At 67.8% G+C, this 21,056-nt stretch carries 18 protein-coding genes; 5 read left to right on the top strand and 13 right to left on the bottom strand.

Annotation, left to right across the window (positions count from 1 at the left end):
- Positions 1-23: 23 nt before the first annotated feature.
- The 10 genes from WT26_RS01105 to WT26_RS01060 all read right to left on the bottom strand — a co-directional run bounded on the left by WT26_RS01105 (position 24) and on the right by WT26_RS01060 (position 10,729).
- Positions 24-1,349, bottom strand: coding sequence for an NAD(P)/FAD-dependent oxidoreductase (locus WT26_RS01105; protein WP_069271993.1), 1,326 nt, complete (start codon positions 1,347-1,349; stop codon positions 24-26).
- Between the two features lie 2 nt (positions 1,350-1,351).
- Entirely contained in the window at positions 1,352-2,095 is a 744-nt protein-coding gene (locus WT26_RS01100; protein WP_069271992.1) for a cupin domain-containing protein, read from the bottom strand.
- Between the two features lie 90 nt (positions 2,096-2,185).
- Positions 2,186-2,617 carry a helix-turn-helix domain-containing protein gene (locus tag WT26_RS01095; RefSeq protein WP_069271991.1) on the bottom strand — a complete coding sequence of 144 codons (432 nt, stop codon included), beginning with the start codon at positions 2,615-2,617 and terminating at the stop codon, positions 2,186-2,188.
- A gap of 25 nt (positions 2,618-2,642) precedes the next feature.
- Positions 2,643-3,920 (bottom strand): NAD(P)/FAD-dependent oxidoreductase, encoded by a 1,278-nt coding sequence (locus tag WT26_RS01090; RefSeq protein WP_069272163.1) that lies wholly within the window; start codon positions 3,918-3,920, stop codon positions 2,643-2,645.
- A gap of 200 nt (positions 3,921-4,120) precedes the next feature.
- Positions 4,121-5,992, bottom strand: a complete 1,872-nt coding sequence (locus WT26_RS01085; RefSeq protein ID WP_069271990.1) for an ABC transporter ATP-binding protein — start codon at positions 5,990-5,992, stop codon at positions 4,121-4,123.
- Positions 5,992-6,951, bottom strand: coding sequence for an ABC transporter permease (locus WT26_RS01080; RefSeq protein ID WP_069271989.1), 960 nt, complete (start codon positions 6,949-6,951; stop codon positions 5,992-5,994). The genes WT26_RS01085 and WT26_RS01080 overlap by 1 nt, the downstream gene beginning before the upstream one ends.
- Positions 6,952-6,981: 30 nt before the next feature.
- Positions 6,982-7,935, bottom strand: a complete 954-nt coding sequence (locus WT26_RS01075; protein ID WP_059524005.1) for an ABC transporter permease — start codon at positions 7,933-7,935, stop codon at positions 6,982-6,984.
- Between the two features lie 79 nt (positions 7,936-8,014).
- Positions 8,015-9,598, bottom strand: coding sequence for an ABC transporter substrate-binding protein (locus WT26_RS01070; RefSeq protein WP_059524003.1), 1,584 nt, complete (start codon positions 9,596-9,598; stop codon positions 8,015-8,017).
- Positions 9,599-9,708: 110 nt separating this feature from the next.
- A complete protein-coding gene (locus WT26_RS01065; RefSeq protein WP_069271988.1) occupies positions 9,709-9,948 on the bottom strand; it encodes a hypothetical protein in 240 nt (79 codons plus the stop codon).
- 112 nt (positions 9,949-10,060) lie between these two features.
- The gene (locus tag WT26_RS01060) at positions 10,061-10,729 is read right to left on the bottom strand and encodes a haloacid dehalogenase type II (RefSeq protein ID WP_069271987.1); all 669 of its coding nucleotides are present in this window, start codon (positions 10,727-10,729) and stop codon (positions 10,061-10,063) included.
- Positions 10,730-11,195: 466 nt separating this feature from the next.
- On the opposite strand from WT26_RS01060, the gene WT26_RS01050 reads away from it, so the two are divergent.
- The 5 genes from WT26_RS01050 to WT26_RS01030 all read left to right on the top strand — a co-directional run bounded on the left by WT26_RS01050 (position 11,196) and on the right by WT26_RS01030 (position 16,712).
- Positions 11,196-12,056 (top strand): GNAT family N-acetyltransferase, encoded by an 861-nt coding sequence (locus tag WT26_RS01050; protein WP_069271985.1) that lies wholly within the window; start codon positions 11,196-11,198, stop codon positions 12,054-12,056.
- A 12-nt stretch (positions 12,057-12,068) separates the two neighbouring features.
- Positions 12,069-12,995 carry a 2-hydroxyacid dehydrogenase gene (locus WT26_RS01045; protein WP_069271984.1) on the top strand — a complete coding sequence of 309 codons (927 nt, stop codon included), beginning with the start codon at positions 12,069-12,071 and terminating at the stop codon, positions 12,993-12,995.
- Positions 12,996-13,162: 167 nt separating this feature from the next.
- Positions 13,163-14,563, top strand: a complete 1,401-nt coding sequence (locus tag WT26_RS01040; RefSeq protein WP_059666817.1) for an aspartate aminotransferase family protein — start codon at positions 13,163-13,165, stop codon at positions 14,561-14,563.
- Between the two features lie 85 nt (positions 14,564-14,648).
- Positions 14,649-15,140, top strand: coding sequence for an Lrp/AsnC family transcriptional regulator (locus WT26_RS01035; RefSeq protein ID WP_006749694.1), 492 nt, complete (start codon positions 14,649-14,651; stop codon positions 15,138-15,140).
- A 99-nt stretch (positions 15,141-15,239) separates the two neighbouring features.
- The gene (locus WT26_RS01030; RefSeq protein WP_069271983.1) at positions 15,240-16,712 is read left to right on the top strand and encodes an NAD-dependent succinate-semialdehyde dehydrogenase; all 1,473 of its coding nucleotides are present in this window, start codon (positions 15,240-15,242) and stop codon (positions 16,710-16,712) included.
- A 306-nt stretch (positions 16,713-17,018) separates the two neighbouring features.
- Here WT26_RS01030 and WT26_RS01025 read toward each other — a convergent pair whose 3' ends face one another.
- The 3 genes from WT26_RS01025 to groL all read right to left on the bottom strand — a co-directional run bounded on the left by WT26_RS01025 (position 17,019) and on the right by groL (position 21,050).
- Entirely contained in the window at positions 17,019-17,282 is a 264-nt protein-coding gene (locus WT26_RS01025; RefSeq protein WP_010100378.1) for a hypothetical protein, read from the bottom strand.
- Positions 17,283-17,409: 127 nt separating this feature from the next.
- Positions 17,410-19,338 carry a molecular chaperone DnaK gene (dnaK, locus tag WT26_RS01020; RefSeq protein ID WP_069269499.1) on the bottom strand — a complete coding sequence of 643 codons (1,929 nt, stop codon included), beginning with the start codon at positions 19,336-19,338 and terminating at the stop codon, positions 17,410-17,412.
- An 89-nt stretch (positions 19,339-19,427) separates the two neighbouring features.
- Positions 19,428-21,050, bottom strand: coding sequence for a chaperonin GroEL (gene groL, locus WT26_RS01015; RefSeq protein ID WP_069269498.1), 1,623 nt, complete (start codon positions 21,048-21,050; stop codon positions 19,428-19,430).
- Positions 21,051-21,056: the final 6 nt, after the last annotated feature.

Here is a 21,056-nt window from a genome sequence, read left to right as displayed (position 1 = left end):
AGGCGCCGCGAGACGGCCTCGAACTAGAAATCCGCGACCTTGCCCCATGCGGACTCGCTGAACCGGCCGGGCCGGTACGGCGTCGGGTCCACGATCGGTTGCGCGCCCGTGGCAAGATCGGCGATCAAGTGCCCGGCGCCCGGGCCGATCCCGAAGCCGTGCCCCGAAAACCCCGCCGCGAGGATCAGCCCCGGTACGCCCGGCACTTCGCCGATGCCCGGCACGCCGTCCGGCGTGCTGTCGACGAAGCCGGCCCACGCGTGCGTGATCTTCGCTTCGCGCAGTTCGGGCAACAGTTCGGACGCGCGGCGGTACGTTTCGGCGACGGTCGGCATGTCGGGCTTCGGATCGAGAATGCGTACGGCTTCCATCGGCGTCGGCGCGTCGAGGCGCCAGCGCTTCAACGTTTCATGACCGCCGCGCACGCCTTCGAGGCCGCCCGGCAGCAGGTTGCGCCAGCGTTTCGCGAACATCGGCACGAATTGCGGCGCGAAGCGCAGGAACTGCGGCGTCAGGTCCACGCGCGCGCGGCCGCTGATCGCCAATGCGTAGCGTCCGTCGCAGCGGCGCGTGATGGACACGCCGGACGTGTACATCGCATCCGGCAGCGGCGTGTCGACGGGCGACACGCTCAGGATCGACTGACGGATCGACGCCTGCGGAAACCGGATGCCGAGCTGGCGGCAGAACGACGACGCCCATGCACCGCCGGCCATCACGACCGTTCGGGTCTTGATGACGCCGGCTTCGGTGACGACGCCCGCGACACGGCCGGCTTCGAGCTCGATGCCGCGCGCCGCGCAGTGCTGGTGGACACTGCCGCCCAGCTTGATCAGCGCGGCGGCCACGGCCGGCGCGGCCTTGCCCGGATCGGCCGTGCCGTCGGTCGGCGAGAACACGCCGCCCTTCCATTGCCGCCCGGTTGCCCGTCCGCGCTCGGCGGCCTGCTTGCTGTCGAGCATGTACGTGGTCACACCGGCGGTCTTCGCGAATTCGCCCCAGCTGGCCCAGCGCGACAGCTCGGCCTCGTCGTTGCTGAGATACAGCAGCCCGCAGCGATGAAAGCCCGTGTCCTCCCCGGATTCGGCGGCGAATCGTTCCCACAGATCGATGCTCTTGCTCGCCATCGGCAACTCGCGCGCATCGCGGTTCTGCTGGCGACACCAGCCCCAGTTGCGGCTCGACTGCTCGGCGCCGATGCGCCCTTTCTCGACGAGCGCGACCGATATGCCGCGGCGGGCCAGATAGTAGGCGGTGAAGACGCCGATGATGCCACCGCCGATCACGACGACGTCGGCCGCGGCCGGCGGCGTGGACAAGGTTTCGATATGGCGCAGCGGAGGGGACATGCTCAGTCTCGTTCGGTTGATACGCGGACGTTTTGCACGACGTAGAACTTCGCCACGCGTTCGCTGCTTTCCCACCCGATCGACGCGCCGCGCGGCACGAACAGCGCATCGCCGGTACCGAGCGACTGCGCGCTGCCGTCGGGCGCCGCGAACCGGACGCCGCCGTCCAGCAGGAACATGAACTCGTTCGCGCGATGCGGCCGGACGATCCGGTGATAAGGCGTCGAATCCCAGGTACCCGCGCAGCATCCGGCGCCGTCGTCGGTGAACACGTTGTCGCTGCGGCATTGCGGCGCGGGGCCGAGCAGCACCTCGGCCGGCAGCGTGGCGGACGGCTTGAAGTCCGCGTCGGCGCGCAGCTCGAAGAGGCCGTGTTTCGTCGGTTGCGCGCACGCTGCCGCGCAGAACATGACGAGCACGCGCGCTTGCGCGGCGATGCGCAGTGCGGTGCCGCCGCCGATGACGGCGCCTTGCCCCGGGCCGAGCACCAGCGGTGCGGCGCCGGCCGCTTCGAGCGTCAGCTCGCCCTGGACGACGACGACGGTTTCGATGTGCGGATAACTCGGGACGTCGAGCTTGCCAACGAAACGGATACGTCCGGCGGCCATCGCGTCGGGGCCTTCCCACGCGATCTCGCGATGTCGCGCGAAAGGATCGCGCTCGCCGAACGCCTGCGTGCGGAAGGCGGTTGCATTGGTTGTGTCAGCCGTGCCGTCGGCCCGGTGCAACACGAAAACTGCGGTCATTTCTGCTCCTGCCAGTGCGCGACGAGGTTGTCGAGAATCCGTCGCACGGTATCGGAAATCGTTGTTCGCGGACACCGTCCGCGCTTGCGCCTACGCAATGTGACACGACCCTTCGCGGCGTTCGGCGCGCAGGCGCGTCGATGGCGCTCGCACCGGCGCGCCGCCCGTTCGGGCGACCACGTAATCGCGCGGCGTGATGCCGAGCACGCGCCGGAAATGCCGGCACAGATGGCTCTGATCGAAGAAGCCGACGTCGGTCGCGACGACCGACGGCGCGAGACCGGCACGCAACAGGTCCTGCGCGCGCCGTATCCGCACGAGACACAGATACCGGTGCGGCGACAGCCCGGTTTCACTGCGAAAACGCGCGGTGAAACGCGACACGCTCAACCCGGCCACCGCCGCGAGCGTGTCCAGGTTCAGCGGCTGCGCGAACGACGCGTCGATCGTGCGCAGCACGTCGCCGATCGCCGGCGAGACCGGCCGCGGGACATGGAGCGGGCAATCGAATCGTGTGGTCATGTCGAATCCTCCCGGGGCAGCCGCTTCAATGCAGGAAATCCTGCATCCGGTAGTACGCGCCGACGAGCGGCAAGAACCACGCGTGCCCGAAATGGCCCGGTATGGCCGGCCATTCGAGCTCGCGCCACGGGTTCGACGCGGCCGCGCCATACAGCACGTCGGCCATCACGCGGCCCATGTGCACCGACATCTGCACGCCGTGGCCGCTGTAGCCCATCGAGTAATAGAGGCCGTCGTGCTGGCCCGCGCGCGGCAGCCGGTCGGCGGTGATGTCGACGAGCCCGCCCCAGCAGTAGTCGAGCCGCACGTCGGCCAGTTCCGGGAAGTAGCCGGCCATGCCGGCGCGCAGGATGTCGCCGCTCTTCGCGTCGGAGCGCGGGCTCGACATCGCGAAGCGCGCGCGGCCGCCGAACAGCAGCCGGTTGTCGGGCGTCACGCGGAAGTAGTTGCCGATCTGGCGCGACGTCACGTATGCGCGGCGATGCGGCAACAGCCGGTTCAGCTGCGCGTCGGGCAGCGGCTCGGTCACGACGATGAAGCTGCCGACCGGCGCGATGCGCCGCCGGAACCATGCGAACGGCCCGTGCTGCGATGCGCCGGTCGCGACCAGCACGCGATCGGCGACGATCGTGCCGCGGGCGCAGGTGATCCGGTGGCGCTCGCCGTCCAGCCTGTCGAGCTGTGTGACGGCCGCGTGCTCGTACACGCGCGCGCCGGCGCGCACGGCCGCTTGCGCGAGCCCGACGCCGAACTTGCCCATGTGCATCTGCGCGCCGTTGCGCTGCAGGAGTCCACCGTAAAAGCCGTCGGACGCGATTTCATCGCGGATCCGCGACGGCTCGATCAGCTCGATGTCGGGATCGACGTCGCGCCGCAGCACGTCGAACGTCTTCGCCAGTCCCTCGAAATGCTGCGGCTTCGCGGCGAGCTTCAGCTTGCCGGCGCGCCGGAAATCGCAGTCGATCGCCTGTTCGGTCACGATCGTCTCGACGCTCTTCACCGCGCTTTCGTATGCGAGATAAAACTGCTTCGCCTGCACGGCGCCGATGCGCGCGGCCAGCGACGCGTAATCCTGCGCGACGCCGGTATTGCACTGGCCGCCGTTGCGGCCGGACGCTTCGCCGGCGACCTGCGCGGCTTCGAGCACGACCACCGAGACGCCGCGCTGCGCGAGTGCGAGCGCCGCCGACAAGCCGGTGAAACCGCCGCCGATCACGACGACGTCGGCCCGCCCCTCGACGGGCCCAACGCTGCCGGCGCGAAACGCGGGGCGGGTATCCAGCCAGTACGATTCCAGTTTCATCGGATCCTTCTCGAGCATTCCTGCGACAGCGATCGGCGATCGCCCATTGAAAGCCATTTAATCACCGTCAAAAACTGCAGGTGCCGCGTATTCGCGCACGGCACGCGTACAAATTGCCGTTTTGCGCGACCGCCGCGGCACACTATGCGGAAGGCCGCTCGCCGCGGCCGGCGACCGCGATGAATGAATGGCGCGGCACGCTACTGGCGCACCGGCTGCACCGGTGCGACGCCCTCCGCCGGTTGGGCCTGGAAGCGCGCGAGATCTTCCTCGCTGCGATGGCACAGCACCTGCGCACCGTTCCCGAGCGTGCGCAGCGACGGGGCCGTGCGGTTGCACACGCCGTCCACGCGCATCGCGCAGCGCGACAGGAACGGACACAGCTCGGCCTCGTTCTCGCGCGCGCCGATCGGCACCAGCGGCCGGTGGCAGCGCTCGGCCGCATCGTCGAGCCAGCCCGCGCGCAGTTCCGGCGCGGACGACACCAGCAGATGCGAATACGGGTGATAAGGCGGCGCGCACAGCGCGTCGCGGCTGCCCGTCTCCACGCGGCGGCCCGCATACAGCACGACGATGTCGTCGCTGATCGCGCGCACCTTCGCGATGTCGTGCGTGATGAACACGTACGACACGCCGAGCTTCGCCTGCAGGTCGCGCAGCAGCTCGATGATCGCGGCGCCGACGACGGTGTCGAGCGCCGACGTGACCTCGTCGCACAGGATCAGGTCGGGCTCGGCCGCGAGCGCGCGCGCGAGGTTCACGCGCTGCTTCTGCCCGCCCGACAGCTCGCCGGTACGCCTCGAGGCGACCGCCTGCGGCAGCCGCACGAGTTCGAGCAGTTCCGCGACGCGCTGCCGCGCACGCGCGCCCTTGATCCCGTGGTAGAACGCGAGCGGCCGCGCAAGCGTGCGCTCGACGGTATGCACCGGGTTCAGCGCGGTATCGGCGTTCTGGAACACGATCTGCACGCGGCGATGCTGCTCCTTGGTGCGCTTGACGATATCGCGCGCGAGCGGCTCGCCGTCGAGCAGGATCGCGCCGCCGGTCGCCGGCACGAGGCCCGCGATCACCTTCGCGAGCGTCGTCTTGCCCGAACCCGATTCGCCGATCACGCCGACGGTCTGCCCGCGCCCGATGCGCAGGTCGACTTCATGCAGGATCACCTTCGCGGGCCAGCCGTTCGCGGTGCGCCCGCCATAGCCCGCGATCGCGCCGCGCACGTCGAGCAGCGGCGCGGGCGCAGCGGGCACAGGCTTGCCGTCGCGTTCGGCATCGTTCGGCGTGACCGCCGCGATCAGGCTCTGCGTGTACGGATGCGTCGGCGCATGCAGGATCTGTTCGGTGTCGCCCGCCTCGCGGATCACGCCGTCGCTCAGCACGACGATCCGGTCGGCCATCTGCGCGACCACGGCCAGGTCGTGCGACACGTACACCGCACTCATCCCGCAGCGCCGGATCACGCTCTTGAACGCCTGCAGCACGTCGATCTGCGTGGTCACGTCGAGCGCGGTGGTCGGTTCGTCGAGGATCACCAGCTCCGGATCGGTGATCAGCGCCATCGCGGCCATCAGCCGCTGCAGTTGGCCGCCCGACACCTGGTGCGGATAGCGCTTGCCGATCGCCTCCGGCTCCGGCAGCGCGAGTGCGCGGAACAGCTCGACCGCCTTCGCCTGCGCGTCGCGCTTCGTCATCGTCTTGTGGATCAGCGCGCTCTCGATCACCTGGTCGAGAATCGTGCGCGACGGGTTGAACGCGGCGGCGGCGCTCTGTGCGATATACGCGACCTTGCGGCCGCGCAGCGCGGCCAGCGCCTGAGCGGACAGCGTGCAGACGTCCGTGCCGCCGAGCTTCACCGAGCCGCCGGCGATCCGGCATCCGGTGCGCGCATGGCCCATCAGCGACAACGCGATCGTCGTCTTGCCGGAGCCCGATTCGCCGATCAGCGCGAGCACCTCGCCGCGCCCGATGTCGAAGTCGACGCCGTGTACGATCGTCGTTTCATCGCCGCCCGGCCGGCCGCCGACCACGCGCAGCCCGCGCACCTCGACGAGCGGGTTGGATTCGTGTCGCATCAGTGTCCTCCGGCGGCGCCGGCCGCGCCCTTGCGGCGGCCGCGATGCGGCAGGCCGTCGATCATCAGGTTGACGCCCACCGTCAGCATCGCGATCGCGATCGCGGGCATGATCGCGACGGCCGAGCCGTCGCCGAGGCTCGCGATGTTCTCGCGCACGAGCGAGCCGAGGTCCGCGTACGGCGGCTGCACGCCGAGCCCGAGAAAGCTCAGGCCGCTCAGCAGCAGCACGACGAACGTGAAGCGCAGCCCGGTGTCCGCCAGCATCGGGTGGATCATGTTCGGCAGCATCTCGACGCACGCGATGTACAGCGCGCTTTCGCCGCGCGCCTTGGCCACCTGCACGAATTCGAGCGTGCTGATGTTGACGGCCAGCGCGCGCGCGATCCGGTACGAGCCGGGCATGTAGCTGATCGCGGCGGTGAGAACGAGCAGCGGCAGCGACGAGCCGAACGCGGCGACGAGCATCAGCGCGAACATCTTCGACGGAATCGACGTGAGCGCGTCGAGCAGCCGGCTCATCGTCTCGTCGACCGCGCGGCCCGACACGGTCGCGAGCAGCCCGAGCGTCGTGCCGGTCACCGCGGCGAGCAGTACCGCGGCCAGCGCGAGCAGCACGGTCAGCCGCGTGCCGTACAGGATCCGGCTCAGCATGTCGCGGCCGAGGAAGTCGGAGCCGAACGGCAGCTTTGCGCTGAACGGCGCGAATACGTCCGGTGTGACGATCGCGCCGACGTCATGCGGCGCAATCAGCGGCGCGAACACCGCGACGAACAGCATCAGGCCGGCCATCGCCAGTCCGACGCGGCCGCCGGTCGTCAAGGCGATGCGCACGGCGCGGCGCTTGCGCGGCTGGTCGGGAGCAGGCGCGGCAGGCGGCGTCGTGCCGCCCCATGGCGGTGGCTGATCGCCGGATGGCGGCAGCGCGCTGCTGCGTTGTACGGGTTCGAACGGTTGCATGGGCGGCATCTCGGAAGAAAGACGAAACACTCAGGTGCGCAGTCGCGGGTTCGACACGATCGAGCACAGGTCGGCAAACAGCACGAGCGTCAGGTAAGCGACGCAGAAGATCAGCGTGCACGCCTGGACCAACGGGAAATCGCGGTTGCTGACGGCGTCGACCATCAGGCTCGCGAGGCCCGGATAGTTGAAGATCGTCTCGACGACGATCACGCCGCCGAGCAGATACGACAGGCTCAACGCGATCGCATTGGCGATCGGGCCGATCGCGTTCGGCAACGCATGGCGCAGCACGACGCGCGCGGGGCTCGCGCCCTTGAGCACGGCCATCTCGACATACGACGCGCTCAACTGCTCGATCACCGCGGCGCGCGTCATCCGCGCCATCTGCGCGATCACGACCGCGCACAGCGTCAGCACCGGCATCGCATAGGCACGCAGGAAATCGTGCAGGCTTTCGATCGGGCCGCTGTACGACAGCGCGGACAGCCAGTGCAGCTTCACGGCCAGCACGAGCACGGCGACCGTCGCGATCAGGAATTCCGGCGTCGCGACGAGCGACAGCGTGCCGAGGCTGATCACGCGGTCGATCGCCGACTCGCGCTTGACTGCCGCGACGATGCCGAGCAGCAGCGCGATCGGCACCGACACGGCGGTCGTGATCGCCGCGAGCGTGAGCGACTTCGGCAGGCGCCCGCCGATCAGCTCCGACACCGGCATGTCGCCGGAAAACGACCGGCCGAAATCGCCGTGCAGCAGCCCGGCGAGCCAGTGCAGGTAGCGCACGTGCGCAGGCATGTCGAGACCGAACTGCTGGCGCAGCGCGGCGACCGTCTCCGGCGTCGCCGACTGGCCGAGCGCGGCCTGCGCGGCGTCGCCCGGCAGCAGGTTCGTGATCGTGAAGATGATCGCGGACACGATCAGCAGCGTCAGCGCGGTGACCGCGATGCGCCGGCCGATCAGCCCGATGAGAATTCGGTTCATGGAGCGGCACTCCCGAAAAAACCGCGCGTGGCCGGCGCGGTCGCCCGCACCGGCCGCGCGACGGCGGCCAGCCACAACGTCAAGCGTTCCACCACACATGCTCGGCGAACATGAAGCCCATCATCCCGCCGGTCGGGATCGAACCGAGGCCCGCGAGCCGCTTGTCGTATCCGTCGAGGAAGCTGATGAACGCCGGAATGCCGACCCGGCCCTGCTGCGCGACGATCATCTGCATCTCGCCGTACATCTGCTTGCGCTTCGCATCGTCGGTTTCCGAACGCGCGGCGAGCAGCAGCTGGTCGAACTTCACGTTCTTCCAGCCCGACTCGTTCCACGGCGCATCCGACTTGAAGAACTGCGTGAACAGCACGTCGGCGCTCGAGCGCGGGTTGATGTTGCCGAAGGTGAGCGGGTGCTTCATCCAGTGGTTCGACCAGTAGCCGTCGGGCGACGCGCGGTTGACCTGCAGGTTCAGCCCGATCTTCTGGCCGGCCTGCTGCAGCAGCACGGCCATTTCGATCGACCCGTTCGCGTCGGACGTCGCATAGATCGGCGGCAGCGACGCGCCCAGCGCGCCGGCTTTCTGGAACAGGAACTTCGCCTTGTCCGGATCGTGCGCGCGCTGCGGCAGCGACGCGTTGAAGTAGCGATGCCCCGGCGGAATCGGCTGGTCGTTGCCGATCACCGAGTAGCCGCGGAACACCGCCGTGCGGATCTGCGCGCGATCGAACAGGTACTTCATCCCTTCGACGAAATCGGGATTGGAGACGATCGGGTTGTCGCTGCGCATGATCAGGTCGGTATAGAGCCCCGACTTCGTTTCCTTCAGCGCATAACCGGGCGTCGACGAAACCCGCTGCGTCGAGCGCGGATCGATCGCGTTGATCAGGTGCACGTCGCCCGACAGCAGCGCGTTCAGGCGCGCGGCGCTGTCGCTGATGCCGATCATCTCGATCTCGTCCAGATACGGCATGCCCGGCTTGAAGTAGCTGTCGTTGCGCACGCCGACGGTCGACACGCCCGGCTTGAACGACTTCAGCTTGTACGGGCCGCAGCCGATGCCGGTGCTGAAGTCGGTCGTGCCGTCCTTGACGATCACGAGCTGCGGCGTCGCGAGGATCACCGGCAGATCGGCGTTCGCGCTGGCGAGCGTCAACGTGACTTCGTCCGGACCGCTCGCCTTCACGTCGGCGAACTGGTCGGCGAGCGGCTTGACCTTCGACGCGGTGGCCGCGTTCTTGTGGCGCATCAGCGAAAACACCACGTCGGCCGGGCCGACGGGCTTGCCGTCGTGGAACGTGACGCCCTTGCGCAGCTTGATGATCCACGTCTTCGCATCGGTCGTCTGCAGCGACTCGGCGAGGTTCATCTGCGGCGTGAGGCTCGCATCGAGCTGCGTGAGGCCGCTGTAGAACATGAAGAAGCGGATGTAGTCCGCGCCCGTCGAGCCCTTGGCCGGGTCGAGCGTATCGGCCGTCGAGCTCGATTCGTTCGCGACCCGGATCTTGCCGCCGCGCTTCGGCGCCGGCGCGGCGAACGCCGACTGCGCACCCGCCAGCAGGCCGCCGCCGCCGACGGCCATCATGCCGCTCGCCGCCATGACCCGCATCATGTCGCGACGCGTGAAGCCGCCCTTGCCGCCGTTGTCGATATCGTCGCTCATCCGAACTGCTCCTGACTGTGGAAAGTGGGTCAAAGGGTCCAGCGTGGTTGTTCAATGCCGCCGAGCCCGCTTGCTGGTGGCGGGCGCGACGTCGTACACATGCAATTCATTTAAGCATCGCCAAAATGCGGTTTGTCGCGATTCGGGCCGCCCGCACGATACGAATCGACCGTTTTGAGCGGCCCGCGCAGCATGAATTGCTGCGTGCCCCGGCGGCGGTCGAAGCGAGCGGAATCCTGATCGAGCACGGCGCGTACATGCTGCCGGACGCCATCCAGGACTGCCGCATGAAAGTTCAGAGGATTGCCCGTCTTGTCGAAGCCGTGGCGAGCACACGAGACGATGCGCACCGTCCATGTGACCTTTTGATGCCGACGAGCCGCCGCGTGCGCGGGTTTTCCCGGACATCGCGGCGGGCCGGCAGCAGGCTGCGCGACGAACGCCGCGCAGGCGGCGCGGCGCTTACAGCCCGAGCTGCGTCGCCAGTTGGCCGATGTCCGACACTTCGTAATAGTTGTAGAACGGCGTACCCGGCTCGTGGCCGCGGTTGACGAACGCCTTGTGCTTGATCCCGAGATCCTCGGCCGTCATCAGGTCGTAGCGCAGGCTCGACGACACGTGCAGCACGTCCTCCGGCTTGCAGCCGAGCCTGTCGAACATGTATTCGAAGCCCTGCATGCGCGGCTTGTACGATTGCGCCTGCTGCGCGGTGAATACGGCATGGAACGGCGCGCCGAGCTTGTCGACGTTGCTCATGATCTGCTCGTCCATCGCGTTCGACAGGATCACGAGCTTGTACTTCGTCGCCAGCCGCGACAGCCCGGCCGGCACGTCCGGATGCGGGCCCCACGTCGGCACCGCATGATAGAAAAGCTCGGCCTCGGCTTCGTCGAACTTCACGCCGAGCCGCGCGCAGGTACGGCGGACCGAGTTGACGACGACGTCACGGTACGGCTTCCACGCACCGAGCACCTCGTCGAGCCGATAGGCGGCGAACGCGCGCACGAATGCCTCCATCGCGGCCGGCGACAGCCGGTCCGCATAGAGTTCGCGCGCCGTCTCTGCCATCCGGAAATGGGTCAGCGTGCCGTAGCAGTCGAAGGTGATGTACTTCGGTTCAAACTGGATCATGATGACGTCCTGTCGGTGTGAAGCCCCGGCAGGGCCGGGGATGGGCTGGGTTTAACGAAATTGAATCAGGGCAAAAAGTCGTTCGCGCATCGTTCGGCGCCCGTCAAAACGCAGAATCGCCGCGTGTTGCCCCGCACGTGCAGCACGATCTGCGGCGCGATCGCGCGGGGCGCTGCGGCGCCGGCCGGCGGCTTCGCGAAACCGCAACGCGGTCGTAGCCCGGCGAGGCTCGCCGGCAAGCGGCAGCGCCACCGCGTTTTCATCGTAGTGGCATTCACACAGCAGAAGCTGTCGGAATGACGGGCCTCGCCGGCACGTCGCGCGCGTTCGCCCGTGCCGATCGAGCCGGTTTGCGTCGATCTCGCGCGACCGCCCGCCGACGCCGTAAAACAGGCGAATCGTCCTATCCGTGCCGCCGTGGCGCTGGCAGAGTCGACATGTCATTCCCACCCATCCGGAGTCCGGCGTGTCCGACCTCAATTCTTCCCGCACGCTTACCTATCGCCCGTTCGCCGAAACCGACCTGCCGGCCGCGCATCGTCTGTCGGAAGCCGTCAAGTGGCCGCACCGGCTCGACGACTGGCGCTTCGCGCTCCAGCTCGGCGGCGGCTTCGTCGCCGAGGACGAAACCGGCATCGTCGGTACCGCGCTCGGCTGGCGCTTCGACGACGCGCATGCCTCCCTCGGCATGGTCATCGTGTCGCCCGAGCGCCAGGGCCGCGGCATCGGGCGCGAACTGCTCACGCGCGTCGTCGACTGCCTCGGCGCGCGGACCGTGTTCCTGCACGCGACGCCGGCGGGCGAACCGCTGTACGCGAAATTCGGGTTCGACGTGATCGATACGATCGATCAGCACCAGGGTGCCGCCTTCCAGCCGCCGCTGATCTCGCTGCCGCCCGGCGAGCGCCTGCGGCCCATCGGCGCAAACGACGGCCCGCGACTTGCCGCGCTCGCGTCGCGGGCCGCGGGCTATCGGCGCGACGAGGTGATCGACGCGCTGCTCGGCGTCGCGAACGGCATCGCGCTCGATCGCGACGGCGAACTGCTCGGCTTCGCGCTGTTCCGCCGCTTCGGCCGCGGCCATGCGGTCGGCCCGGTGGTCGCGCCGGACGCGCAGCGCGCGCAGGCGCTGATCAGCCACTGGCTCGCGCTGCACGAAGGCAAGTTCGTGCGGCTCGACGTGCCGGGCGACAGCGGGCTGTCCGACTGGCTGCAGGGGCTCGGGCTGCCGCGCGTCGATACCGTCGTCGCGATGGCGCGCGGCGCAACGCCCGCGCGCGACCCGGCGCTGCGCGCGTTCGCGATCGTGAACCAGGCGCTCGGTTGAGCGGCGCGCACGATGAGCTTTCTCTACAAGGCCGACGCGGTGCGCGGTGCGCAATGGGCACGGCGCTTCGCGCAGCAGGCGCCCGAGCTTCCGTTCCGGATCTGGCCGGACCTTGGCGATCCTGACGCCATCCGTTATCTCGCCGCATGGCAGCCGCCCGACGATCCGGCCGCGCTGCTGCCGAATCTCGAAGTCGTGTTCTCGGTCGGCGCCGGCATCGACCAGTTCGACCTGTCGCGCGTGCCTGCGCATATCCCGGTCGTGCGGATGATCGAGCCGGGCATCGTCGAAGGCATGGTCGAGTACGTGACGCAGGCCGTGCTGACGATCCACCGCGACCTGTTCGACTACGCCGCACAGCAGCGCGCGCAGGTATGGCGCGAGCAGCCGGTGCGCGCGGCCGCGGCGCGGCGCGTCGGCGTGCTCGGGCTCGGCACGCTCGGCCAGGCCGTGCTCGATACGCTGCGCCGCTTCGGCTTTCCGTGCGCCGGCTGGAGCCGCACGCCGCGCACGCTCGACGGCATCGACTGCTACGCGGGCGACGCGGCACTCGGCGCGTTCCTCGCCCGCACCGACATCCTGATCTGCCTGCTCCCGCTCACCGACGGCACGCGCGGGCTGCTCGGCGCACGCGTGTTCGATGCGCTGCCGGCGGGCGCGTCGCTCGTGCAGGTCGGGCGCGGTCCGCAGCTCGACGCAACCGCGCTGCTCGCGGCGCTCGCGAGCGGCCGGCTCGACAGCGCGATCCTCGACGTGACGGACCCCGAACCGTTGCCGGCCGGCCATCCGTTCTGGACGCACCCGCGCATCCGGATCACGCCGCACATCGCGAGCGCGACACGGCCGGACACCGCGGTCGACGCCGTGCTCGCGAACCTCGCGCGCCATCGCGCGGGGCAGCCGATGATCGGCGTCGTCGATCGCGCGCGCGGCTACTGACCTGCTGGCGCGCGCCCGGCCGGCCGGGCGCGCAGCACAAAATGCCGAAGCGCCCCGCACAAACACCGCGCGCATACGTTTCGGGCCGCAAATTGAAGACGCAAGCGGATTTCTCGCCCGTTAGCATGAACTCACCCGCTGACACCTGACGAGAGTCCCGCCTTCCCATGAACCACGCCGCGCTGATCGAAGCCGATCGTCAACACCTGATCCACCCCGTCGTCAACTACCGTGCGCACGAGGCGCGCGGCGTCACCGTGCTCGAATCCGCCGACGGCGTGTTCCTGCGCGACGCCGCGGGCCATACGCTGCTCGACGCGTTCTCGGGCCTGTGGTGCGTGAACGTCGGCTACGGCCGCGACAGCATCGTGAAGGCCGCCGCCGACCAGATGGCGAAACTGCCCTACGCGACCGGCTATTTCCATTTCGGCTCGCAGCCCGCCATCGAATTGGCCGAACGGCTCGCGGCGCTCGCGCCGCCGTCGCTGAACCGCGTGTACTTCACGCTCGGCGGCTCGGATGCGATCGATTCCGCGGTGCGCTTCATCACGCACTATTTCAACGCGACGGGCCGCCCGACGAAGAAGCAGATGATTGCGCTCGAACGCGGCTATCACGGCTCGTCGTCGATCGGCGCGGGCCTCACCGCGCTGCCCGCGTTCCACCGCCATTTCGACCTGCCGCGCGCGGACCAGCACCACATCCCGTCGCCCTACCCGTACCGCCATCCGCTCGGCGGCGATCCGCAGGCGCTGATCGCCGCGTCGGTGGCCGCGCTGGAAGCCAAGGTTGCCGAACTCGGCGCCGACAACGTCGCCGCGTTCTTCTGCGAACCCGTGCAGGGTTCCGGCGGCGTGATCGTGCCGCCGGCCGGCTGGCTGAAGGCGATGCGCGACGCGTGCCGGCGCCTGGGCATCCTGTTCGTCGCCGACGAGGTGATCACCGGCTTCGGCCGCACGGGCCCGCTGTTCGCGTGCGAGACCGAACAGGTCGATCCGGACCTGATGACCGTCGCGAAGGGGCTGACGGCCGGCTATGCGCCGATGGGCGCCGTGCTGATGTCCGACGAAATCTACGAAGGGATCGCGGGCAGCCGCGCGGAGTCGGCCGCGGTCGGCCACGGCCATACGTATTCCGCGCACCCGGTCAGCGCGGCGATCGGCCTCGAGGTGCTGAAGCTCTATCACGAAGGCGGGCTGCTCGCGAACGGCCAGGCGCTGGCGCCGCGCTTCGCGGCGGGGCTCGATGCGCTGCGCGCGCATCCGCTCGTCGGCGACGCGCGGTCGGCCGGCCTGCTCGGCGCACTCGAACTGGTCGCCGACAAGGCGCACAAGACGCGCTTCGACGCGGCGCTGAACGTGCCGGACAGGATCGCGGCGGCGGCCTACGCGAACGGCGTGGTGTTTCGCGCGTTCGGCGACGGCGTGCTCGGTTTCGCGCCGGCGCTGAGCTTCACCGCGGGCGAGTTCGACCTGATGTTCGAACGCGTGCGCAAGACGCTCGACGACGTGCTGGCCGACCCGGGCGTGCAGCGCGCCCTCGACGCCGCGCACGCGCAGCCGGCCTGACCGGGCAAGGGAAAGCCGGGCTTGTGGCGGCCATCGTTCGACTCTAAAGTAACCGGACATTCCATTTTTTCCGACTCACGTGAACATGACGGACAGCAAGCTGGATCGCATCGACCTGCGCATCCTCTCCCAGTTGCAGAAGCGCGGCCGCATGACCAACGTCGAGCTGGCCGATGCGGTCGGGCTGTCGCCGAGCCCCTGCCTGATCCGCGTGAAGCGGCTCGAGAAGGCCGGTTACATCGGCGGCTACGGCGCGCACATCCAGCTCGAGAAGCTCGGCGACGTGCAGGTGGTGTTCACCGAGGTCACGCTGGCCGACCACCGGCGCGAGGACTTCGACCGCTTCGTCGCGGCGATCCGCAACGTCGACGAGATCGTCGAATGCCACCTCGCGAGCGGCGGCTACGACTACCTGCTGAAGTTCATCACGCGCAGCGTGAGCCATTACCAGACGATCGTCGAAGGGCTGCTCGAGCAGAACATCGGCATCGAGAAGTATTTCAGTTACGTGATCATCAAGTCGCCGTTCGTCAAACGGCACTACCCGCTCGAATCGCTGTTCGGCGAACGTCACTGACGGACGGCGTGCGGCAACCTCGAACGCGGCAGCGTGCTGTCCGCGCGGGGTAGTCGCGCGCCCTCGCTTGCGCCGAGCCGCTTCATCCAAGGACCTCTCATGCCGCTTACGCTGTCCCGACCCGAACTCGTTCGCACCGCCAACCTGATCGACGGCACGTGGCGCGACGCGCTCGACGGCCGTCGCTTCGCCGTCGTCGATCCCGCTACGCTCGACATCGTCGCGCGCGCACCCGACAGCGGCGCCACCGACGCGCGCGCCGCAACGGACGCGGCCGCACGCGCGCTGCCCGCATGGCGCGCGACACCCGCCCGCGAACGGGCGGCGATCCTGCGCGCATGGCATGCCGCGATCGTGGCGCATACCGACGATCTCGCGAAACTGATGTCGCGCGAACAGGGCAAACCGCTCGCGGAAGCGCGCGGTGAAGTCGCATACGGCGCGTCGTACGTGCTGTGGTTCGCCGAGGAAGCGACACGCACGTACGGCGACCTGATTCCGCAGCAGCAGCGCGGCAAGCGGCTGAGTGCGGTGAAGGAGCCGATCGGCATCGTCGCCGCGATCACGCCGTGGAACTTCCCGCTCGCGATGATCGCGCGCAAGATCGCGCCCGCCCTCGCGGCCGGCTGCACGGTGGTCGCGAAGCCGGCGGAGGACACGCCGCTGACCGCGCTCGCGCTCGCGTTTCTCGCGCAGGAAGCCGGCGTGCCGCCCGGGGTGCTGAACCTGATCGCCGCGTCGCGCGAACGTGGCATCGATGCAGCGGCCGACTGGCTCGCCGACGGCCGCGTGCGCAAGATCACGTTCACCGGCTCGACGCCGGTCGGCAAGCTGCTGGCGCGCGAGTCGGCGGCGACCTTGAAGAAGCTGTCGCTGGAGCTCGGCGGCAACGCGCCGTTCATCGTCTTCGACGACGCCGAGCTCGATGCCGCCGTCGACGGGCTGATGGCCGCCAAGTTCCGCAACGGCGGGCAGACGTGCGTGTCGCCGAATCGCGTCTACGTGCAGGCCGGCGTCTACGACGCATTCGCCGCGAAGCTCGCGGCGCGCGTCGCCGCGCTGAAGGTCGCGCCGGCGACCGACCCGGCCGCGCAGATCGGCCCGATGATCAACGCGCGCGCGGTGGACAAGATTGCCCGCCACGTCGGCGACGCCATCGAGCATGGCGCCCGCGTGCTGACGGGCGGCACACGCCTGGCCGAACTCGGCCCGAACTTCTACGCGCCGACGGTACTCGCCGACGCCACCGCCGACATGCAGCTGACCTGCGAGGAAACGTTCGGCCCGATCGCGGCGTTGTTCCGTTTCGATACCGAGGACGAAGCCGTCGGCGCCGCAAACGACACACCGTTCGGGCTCGCCGCGTATTTCTACACGCAGAACGTGCGCCGGATCGCGCGCGTGTCGGCGCGGCTCGAAACGGGCATCGTCGGGATCAACGAAGGCGCGCTCGCGAGCGAGGCCGCGCCGTTCGGCGGGGTGAAGGAGTCGGGCTACGGTCGCGAAGGTTCGCGCTACGGGCTCGACGACTATCTGTCGATCAAGTATTTGTGCCAGGGCGGCCTCGATTGAATCCAGCCGAATCCTCGCGCCGCCTTGCGTTCTCGCCGCATGACTACTTCGTCCGCTGGCGGCTGCCGCGTCGTACCGGAATTGCATGCGGTAAGTGGCATCGAGGGCATCGTGGACGGTCACGTTCTGCGCACCGAGTCGCTGGCCGGGCTGCGGGTGCGTTCGATCATCGATTTGCTTTCGCCGGCTATGCCAGACCGAGAGAATCTGTCGCTCATATACACCTCGATCGTGATCGCCGCTTATATCCCGACAGCGTGCGTCGACGTGCAGATTCTGCCTCCCCGTATCGTTTCGCACGAAAACCTACTGCGGCTGCTCGATCATCAGATACCGAACGACCAGCGCCGGATCGGCGATTTCCAAAATGAGACGGCGCAGGATGCGATTGCGCATGTGGTCCTCATCCAGCAGCCATGGACCGCCGACGTCGCTCAGATGACGGGAAATCGCATTGCGCATGGCGTCGCCTTCCGAAGGCGCGTCCAGCCGCACCGCCAGCAGCCCGGCGATTACGTCATCAAGCTCAATGCTCAAAGGCCTGGAATCAATCGTCAGGTTCAGCTTCATGGTCGACAAACATGGAAATCGTGTCCGCCGCAACGACGAACGGGCGGACCGGCCATTACGAGATGTCCGTGCCGGGTATCGGTTCGTCCAAGCCTGGAATCGAGCCGAAGCATGACTTTGCTGCCGCTTACCGCTTTGTCTTCACCTCCTTGAACTCCGCATCCACGACATCGTCCTCTTTGGTCGCGCCATCGGCTTCCTGACCGGTCGGGCCGCCTGAGCCTCCGGCCGCCTGCGCGTCGGCATACAGCTTTTCGCCGAGTTTCTGCGAGGCCGTGGCGAGCGCATGCACCCGGGCGTCGATCTCGGCCTTGTCGGATCCCTTGAGCGCCCCCTCGAGCTCCTTGATCGCGGCTTCGATCTTTTCCTTCTCACCCGCCTCCAGCTTGTCGCCGTACTCGGTGAGCGCCTTCTTCGTGCTATGCACCAGCGCATCGCCATGGTTACGCGCGTCGGCGAGCTCACGCATCCGGTGATCTTCAGCGGCGTGGGCCTCGGCATCCCTCACCATGTTCCGTATTTCCTCCTCGGACAGCCCTGAATTTGCCTTGATGGTGATGCGATTTTCCTTGCCGGTCGCCTTGTCTTTGGCCGACACGTGCAGGATGCCGTTCGCGTCGATGTCGAACGTCACCTCGATCTGTGGCACGCCGCGCGGCGCGGGCGCAATGCCTTCGAGGCTGAAGTCGCCCAGCAGCTTGTTGCCGGCGACCATCTCACGCTCGCCCTGATAGACCTTGATCGTCACTGCGGGCTGATTGTCGTCCGCGGTGGAGAAAATCTCCGAGAACTTGGTCGGGATGGTGGTGTTCTTCTCGATCATCCTCGTCATCACGCCGCCCTGTGTTTCGACGCCGAGCGACAGCGGGGTGACGTCGAGCAGCAGCACGTCCTTGCGTTCGCCTGTGAGCACCGCGCCCTGGATGGCCGCGCCCACCGCCACGGCTTCGTCCGGGTTGACGTCCTTGCGCGGCTCGCGGCCGAAGAACGCCCTGACCTTCTCCTGCACCCGTGGCATGCGCGTCTGGCCGCCGACCAGGATCACGTCGTCGATGTCCGACACCTTGACGCCCGCGTCCTTGATCGCGATGCGGCACGGCTCCATCGTGCGCTCGACCAGATCCTCGACCAGCGCTTCGAGCCTGGCCCGCGTGAGCTTCAGCGTGAGATGCCTGGGACCGCTCGCGTCGGCCGTGATATATGGCAGATTGATTTCAGTCTGCTGGGTCGACGAGAGTTCGATCTTGGCCTTCTCCGCGGCCTCTTTCAGGCGCTGCAGTGCGAGCACGTCCTTCGACAGGTCGACGCCCTGCTCCTTCTTGAACTCGCCGATGATGTAGTCGATGATGCGCTGGTCGAAGTCCTCGCCGCCGAGGAACGTGTCGCCGTTGGTCGACAGCACTTCGAACTGCTTCTCGCCCTGCACGTTGGCGATCTCGATAATGGAGATGTCGAACGTGCCGCCGCCGAGGTCGAACACGGCGATCTTGCGGTCACGGTTTTCCTGCTTGTCCAGGCCGAACGCGAGCGCCGCCGCGGTCGGCTCGTTGATGATCCGCTTCACTTCGAGGCCGGCGATGCGGCCCGCGTCCTTGGTCGCCTGGCGCTGGCTGTCATTGAAATAGGCGGGCACCGTGATGACGGCTTCGGTGACGGGTTCGCCCAGGTAATCCTCGGCGGTCTTCTTCATCTTGCGCAGCACCTCCGCCGAAACCTGCGGCGGGGCAAGCTTCTTGTCCTGCACCTCGACCCATGCGTCGCCGTTGTCAGCCTTGAAAATCCTGAAGGGCATCAGGCCGATGTCCTTCTGCACTTCCTTTTCCTCGTACCGGCGGCCGATCAGCCGCTTGACGGCAAACAGCGTGTTCTTGGGATTGGTCACGGCCTGGCGCTTCGCCGGCGCGCCGACGAGCACTTCGCCCTCGTCCATGTAGGCGACGATCGACGGTGTCGTGCGCGCGCCTTCCGAATTTTCGATCACCTTGACCTGATTGCCGTCCATCAGCGCCACGCACGAGTTCGTGGTGCCGAGGTCGATGCCAATGATCTTGCCCATGGTGTTCACTCGCTCGCTCTGGTTCGGGGAATGTCCTCGTGAATTTCGCTCCGTTGCGCCGTGTCGCATGCCGCGCGTTCTCGGTCAAGTCAATACTCCATCTCCTGTGATGGTACGGCGGGTCGCGTTTCTTCCTTGGGCAACTCCGCCACCACCGCGTCAGTGGTGAGGATCAGCCCGGCGACTGACGCAGCATTCTGCAGGGTCGTACGCGTCACTTTCGTCGGATCGACCACGCCCATCTCCATCAAGTCCCCATAGGTATCGGTGGCCGCGTTCCAGCCGAAGTTGCCGGGCTGTTCCAGCACTCGGTTCAGCACGACCGAAGGCTCTTCGCCCGCGTTCGACGCGATCTGGCGCAGCGGTTCCTCCAGCGCGCGCAGCACGATCCGGATGCCGGCATCCTGGTCGGCGTTGGCACCGCGCAGCGTCTCGAGCGCCGCGCGAGCGCGCAACAGCGCGACGCCGCCGCCCGGTACGATGCCTTCCTCGACGGCCGCACGCGTCGCGTGCAGCGCATCCTCCACGCGCGCCTTCCTCTCCTTCATTTCGACTTCGGTGGCCGCCCCGACCTTGATGACCGCGACGCCCCCGGACAGCTTCGCGATGCGCTCCTGCAACTTCTCCCTGTCAAAGTCGCTCGTCGTTTCTTCAATCTGACGCCGGATCGCCTGAATGCGTCCGTCGATCGTCTTGCGCTCACCCGCGCCGTCGATGATCGTGGTGGCCTCCTTCTCGACCTCCACCCGCTTGGCCCGTCCGAGGTCTTCCAGCGCGACCTTCTCGAGCTGCTTGCCGGTTTCCTCCGAAATCACCAGGCCGCCGGTCAGCGTCGCGATGTCTTCCAGCATCGCCTTGCGGCGATCGCCGAAGCCCGGCGCCTTCACTGCCACTGTCTTGAGGATGCCGCGCAGCGAATTCACCACGAGCGTGGTCAGGGCCTCGCCCTCGACGTCCTCCGCGATGATCAGCAACGGCTTGCCCGCCTTGGCGACGGCTTCCAGCACGGGCAGCAGGTCATGGATGCTGGAGATCTTCCTGTCATGCACGAGAATGTACGGCTCCTCGAGCACGGCGAGCTGCTTCTCGGGATCGGTGATGAAATACGGCGAGAGCCAACCGCGATCGAATTGCATGCCTTCGACCACGTCCAGTTCGCTCTGCAGCGATTTCCCCTCTTCAAGGGTGATCGCTCCGTCCTTGCCGACCTTTTCCATCGCTTCGGCGATGATTCGCCCAATCTCCTCGTCGGCATTCGCCGAGATGGCGCCGACCTGGGTGATTTCCTTGCTGGTCGTCACGGCTCTCGAGCGCTTCCTGAGCTCGTCGACGACGACCGCCGTGGCCTGGTCGATACCACGCTTCAGATCCATCGGATTCAGGCCGGAGGCGACGTACTTCATGCCTTCCCGCACGATGACCTGGGCCAATACGGTGGCGGTGGTCGTGCCGTCACCGGCGACATCGGAGGTCTTCGCGGCGACCTGCTTGACCATCTGCGCGCCCATGTTCTCGAACCGGTCGCGCAGTTCGATATCCTTCGCCACGGTCACGCCGTCCTTGGTGACCGTCGGTGCGCCGAACGATCGCTCGAGCACGACGTTGCGTCCCCTCGGACCGAGCGTGACCTTGACCGCGTCGGCAAGCAGATTGACGCCCGTCAGAATGCGGTGGCGGGCGAGATCGTGAAACTTGACGTCCTTGGCTGCCATTTTCCG

The organism is Burkholderia cepacia, from assembly GCF_001718835.1.
Classification (GTDB): Bacteria; Pseudomonadota; Gammaproteobacteria; order Burkholderiales; family Burkholderiaceae; genus Burkholderia; species Burkholderia cepacia_F.
The sequence above is the reverse complement of the archived record's forward strand: the minus strand, read 5'-3'. Positions and strand labels throughout refer to the sequence as shown.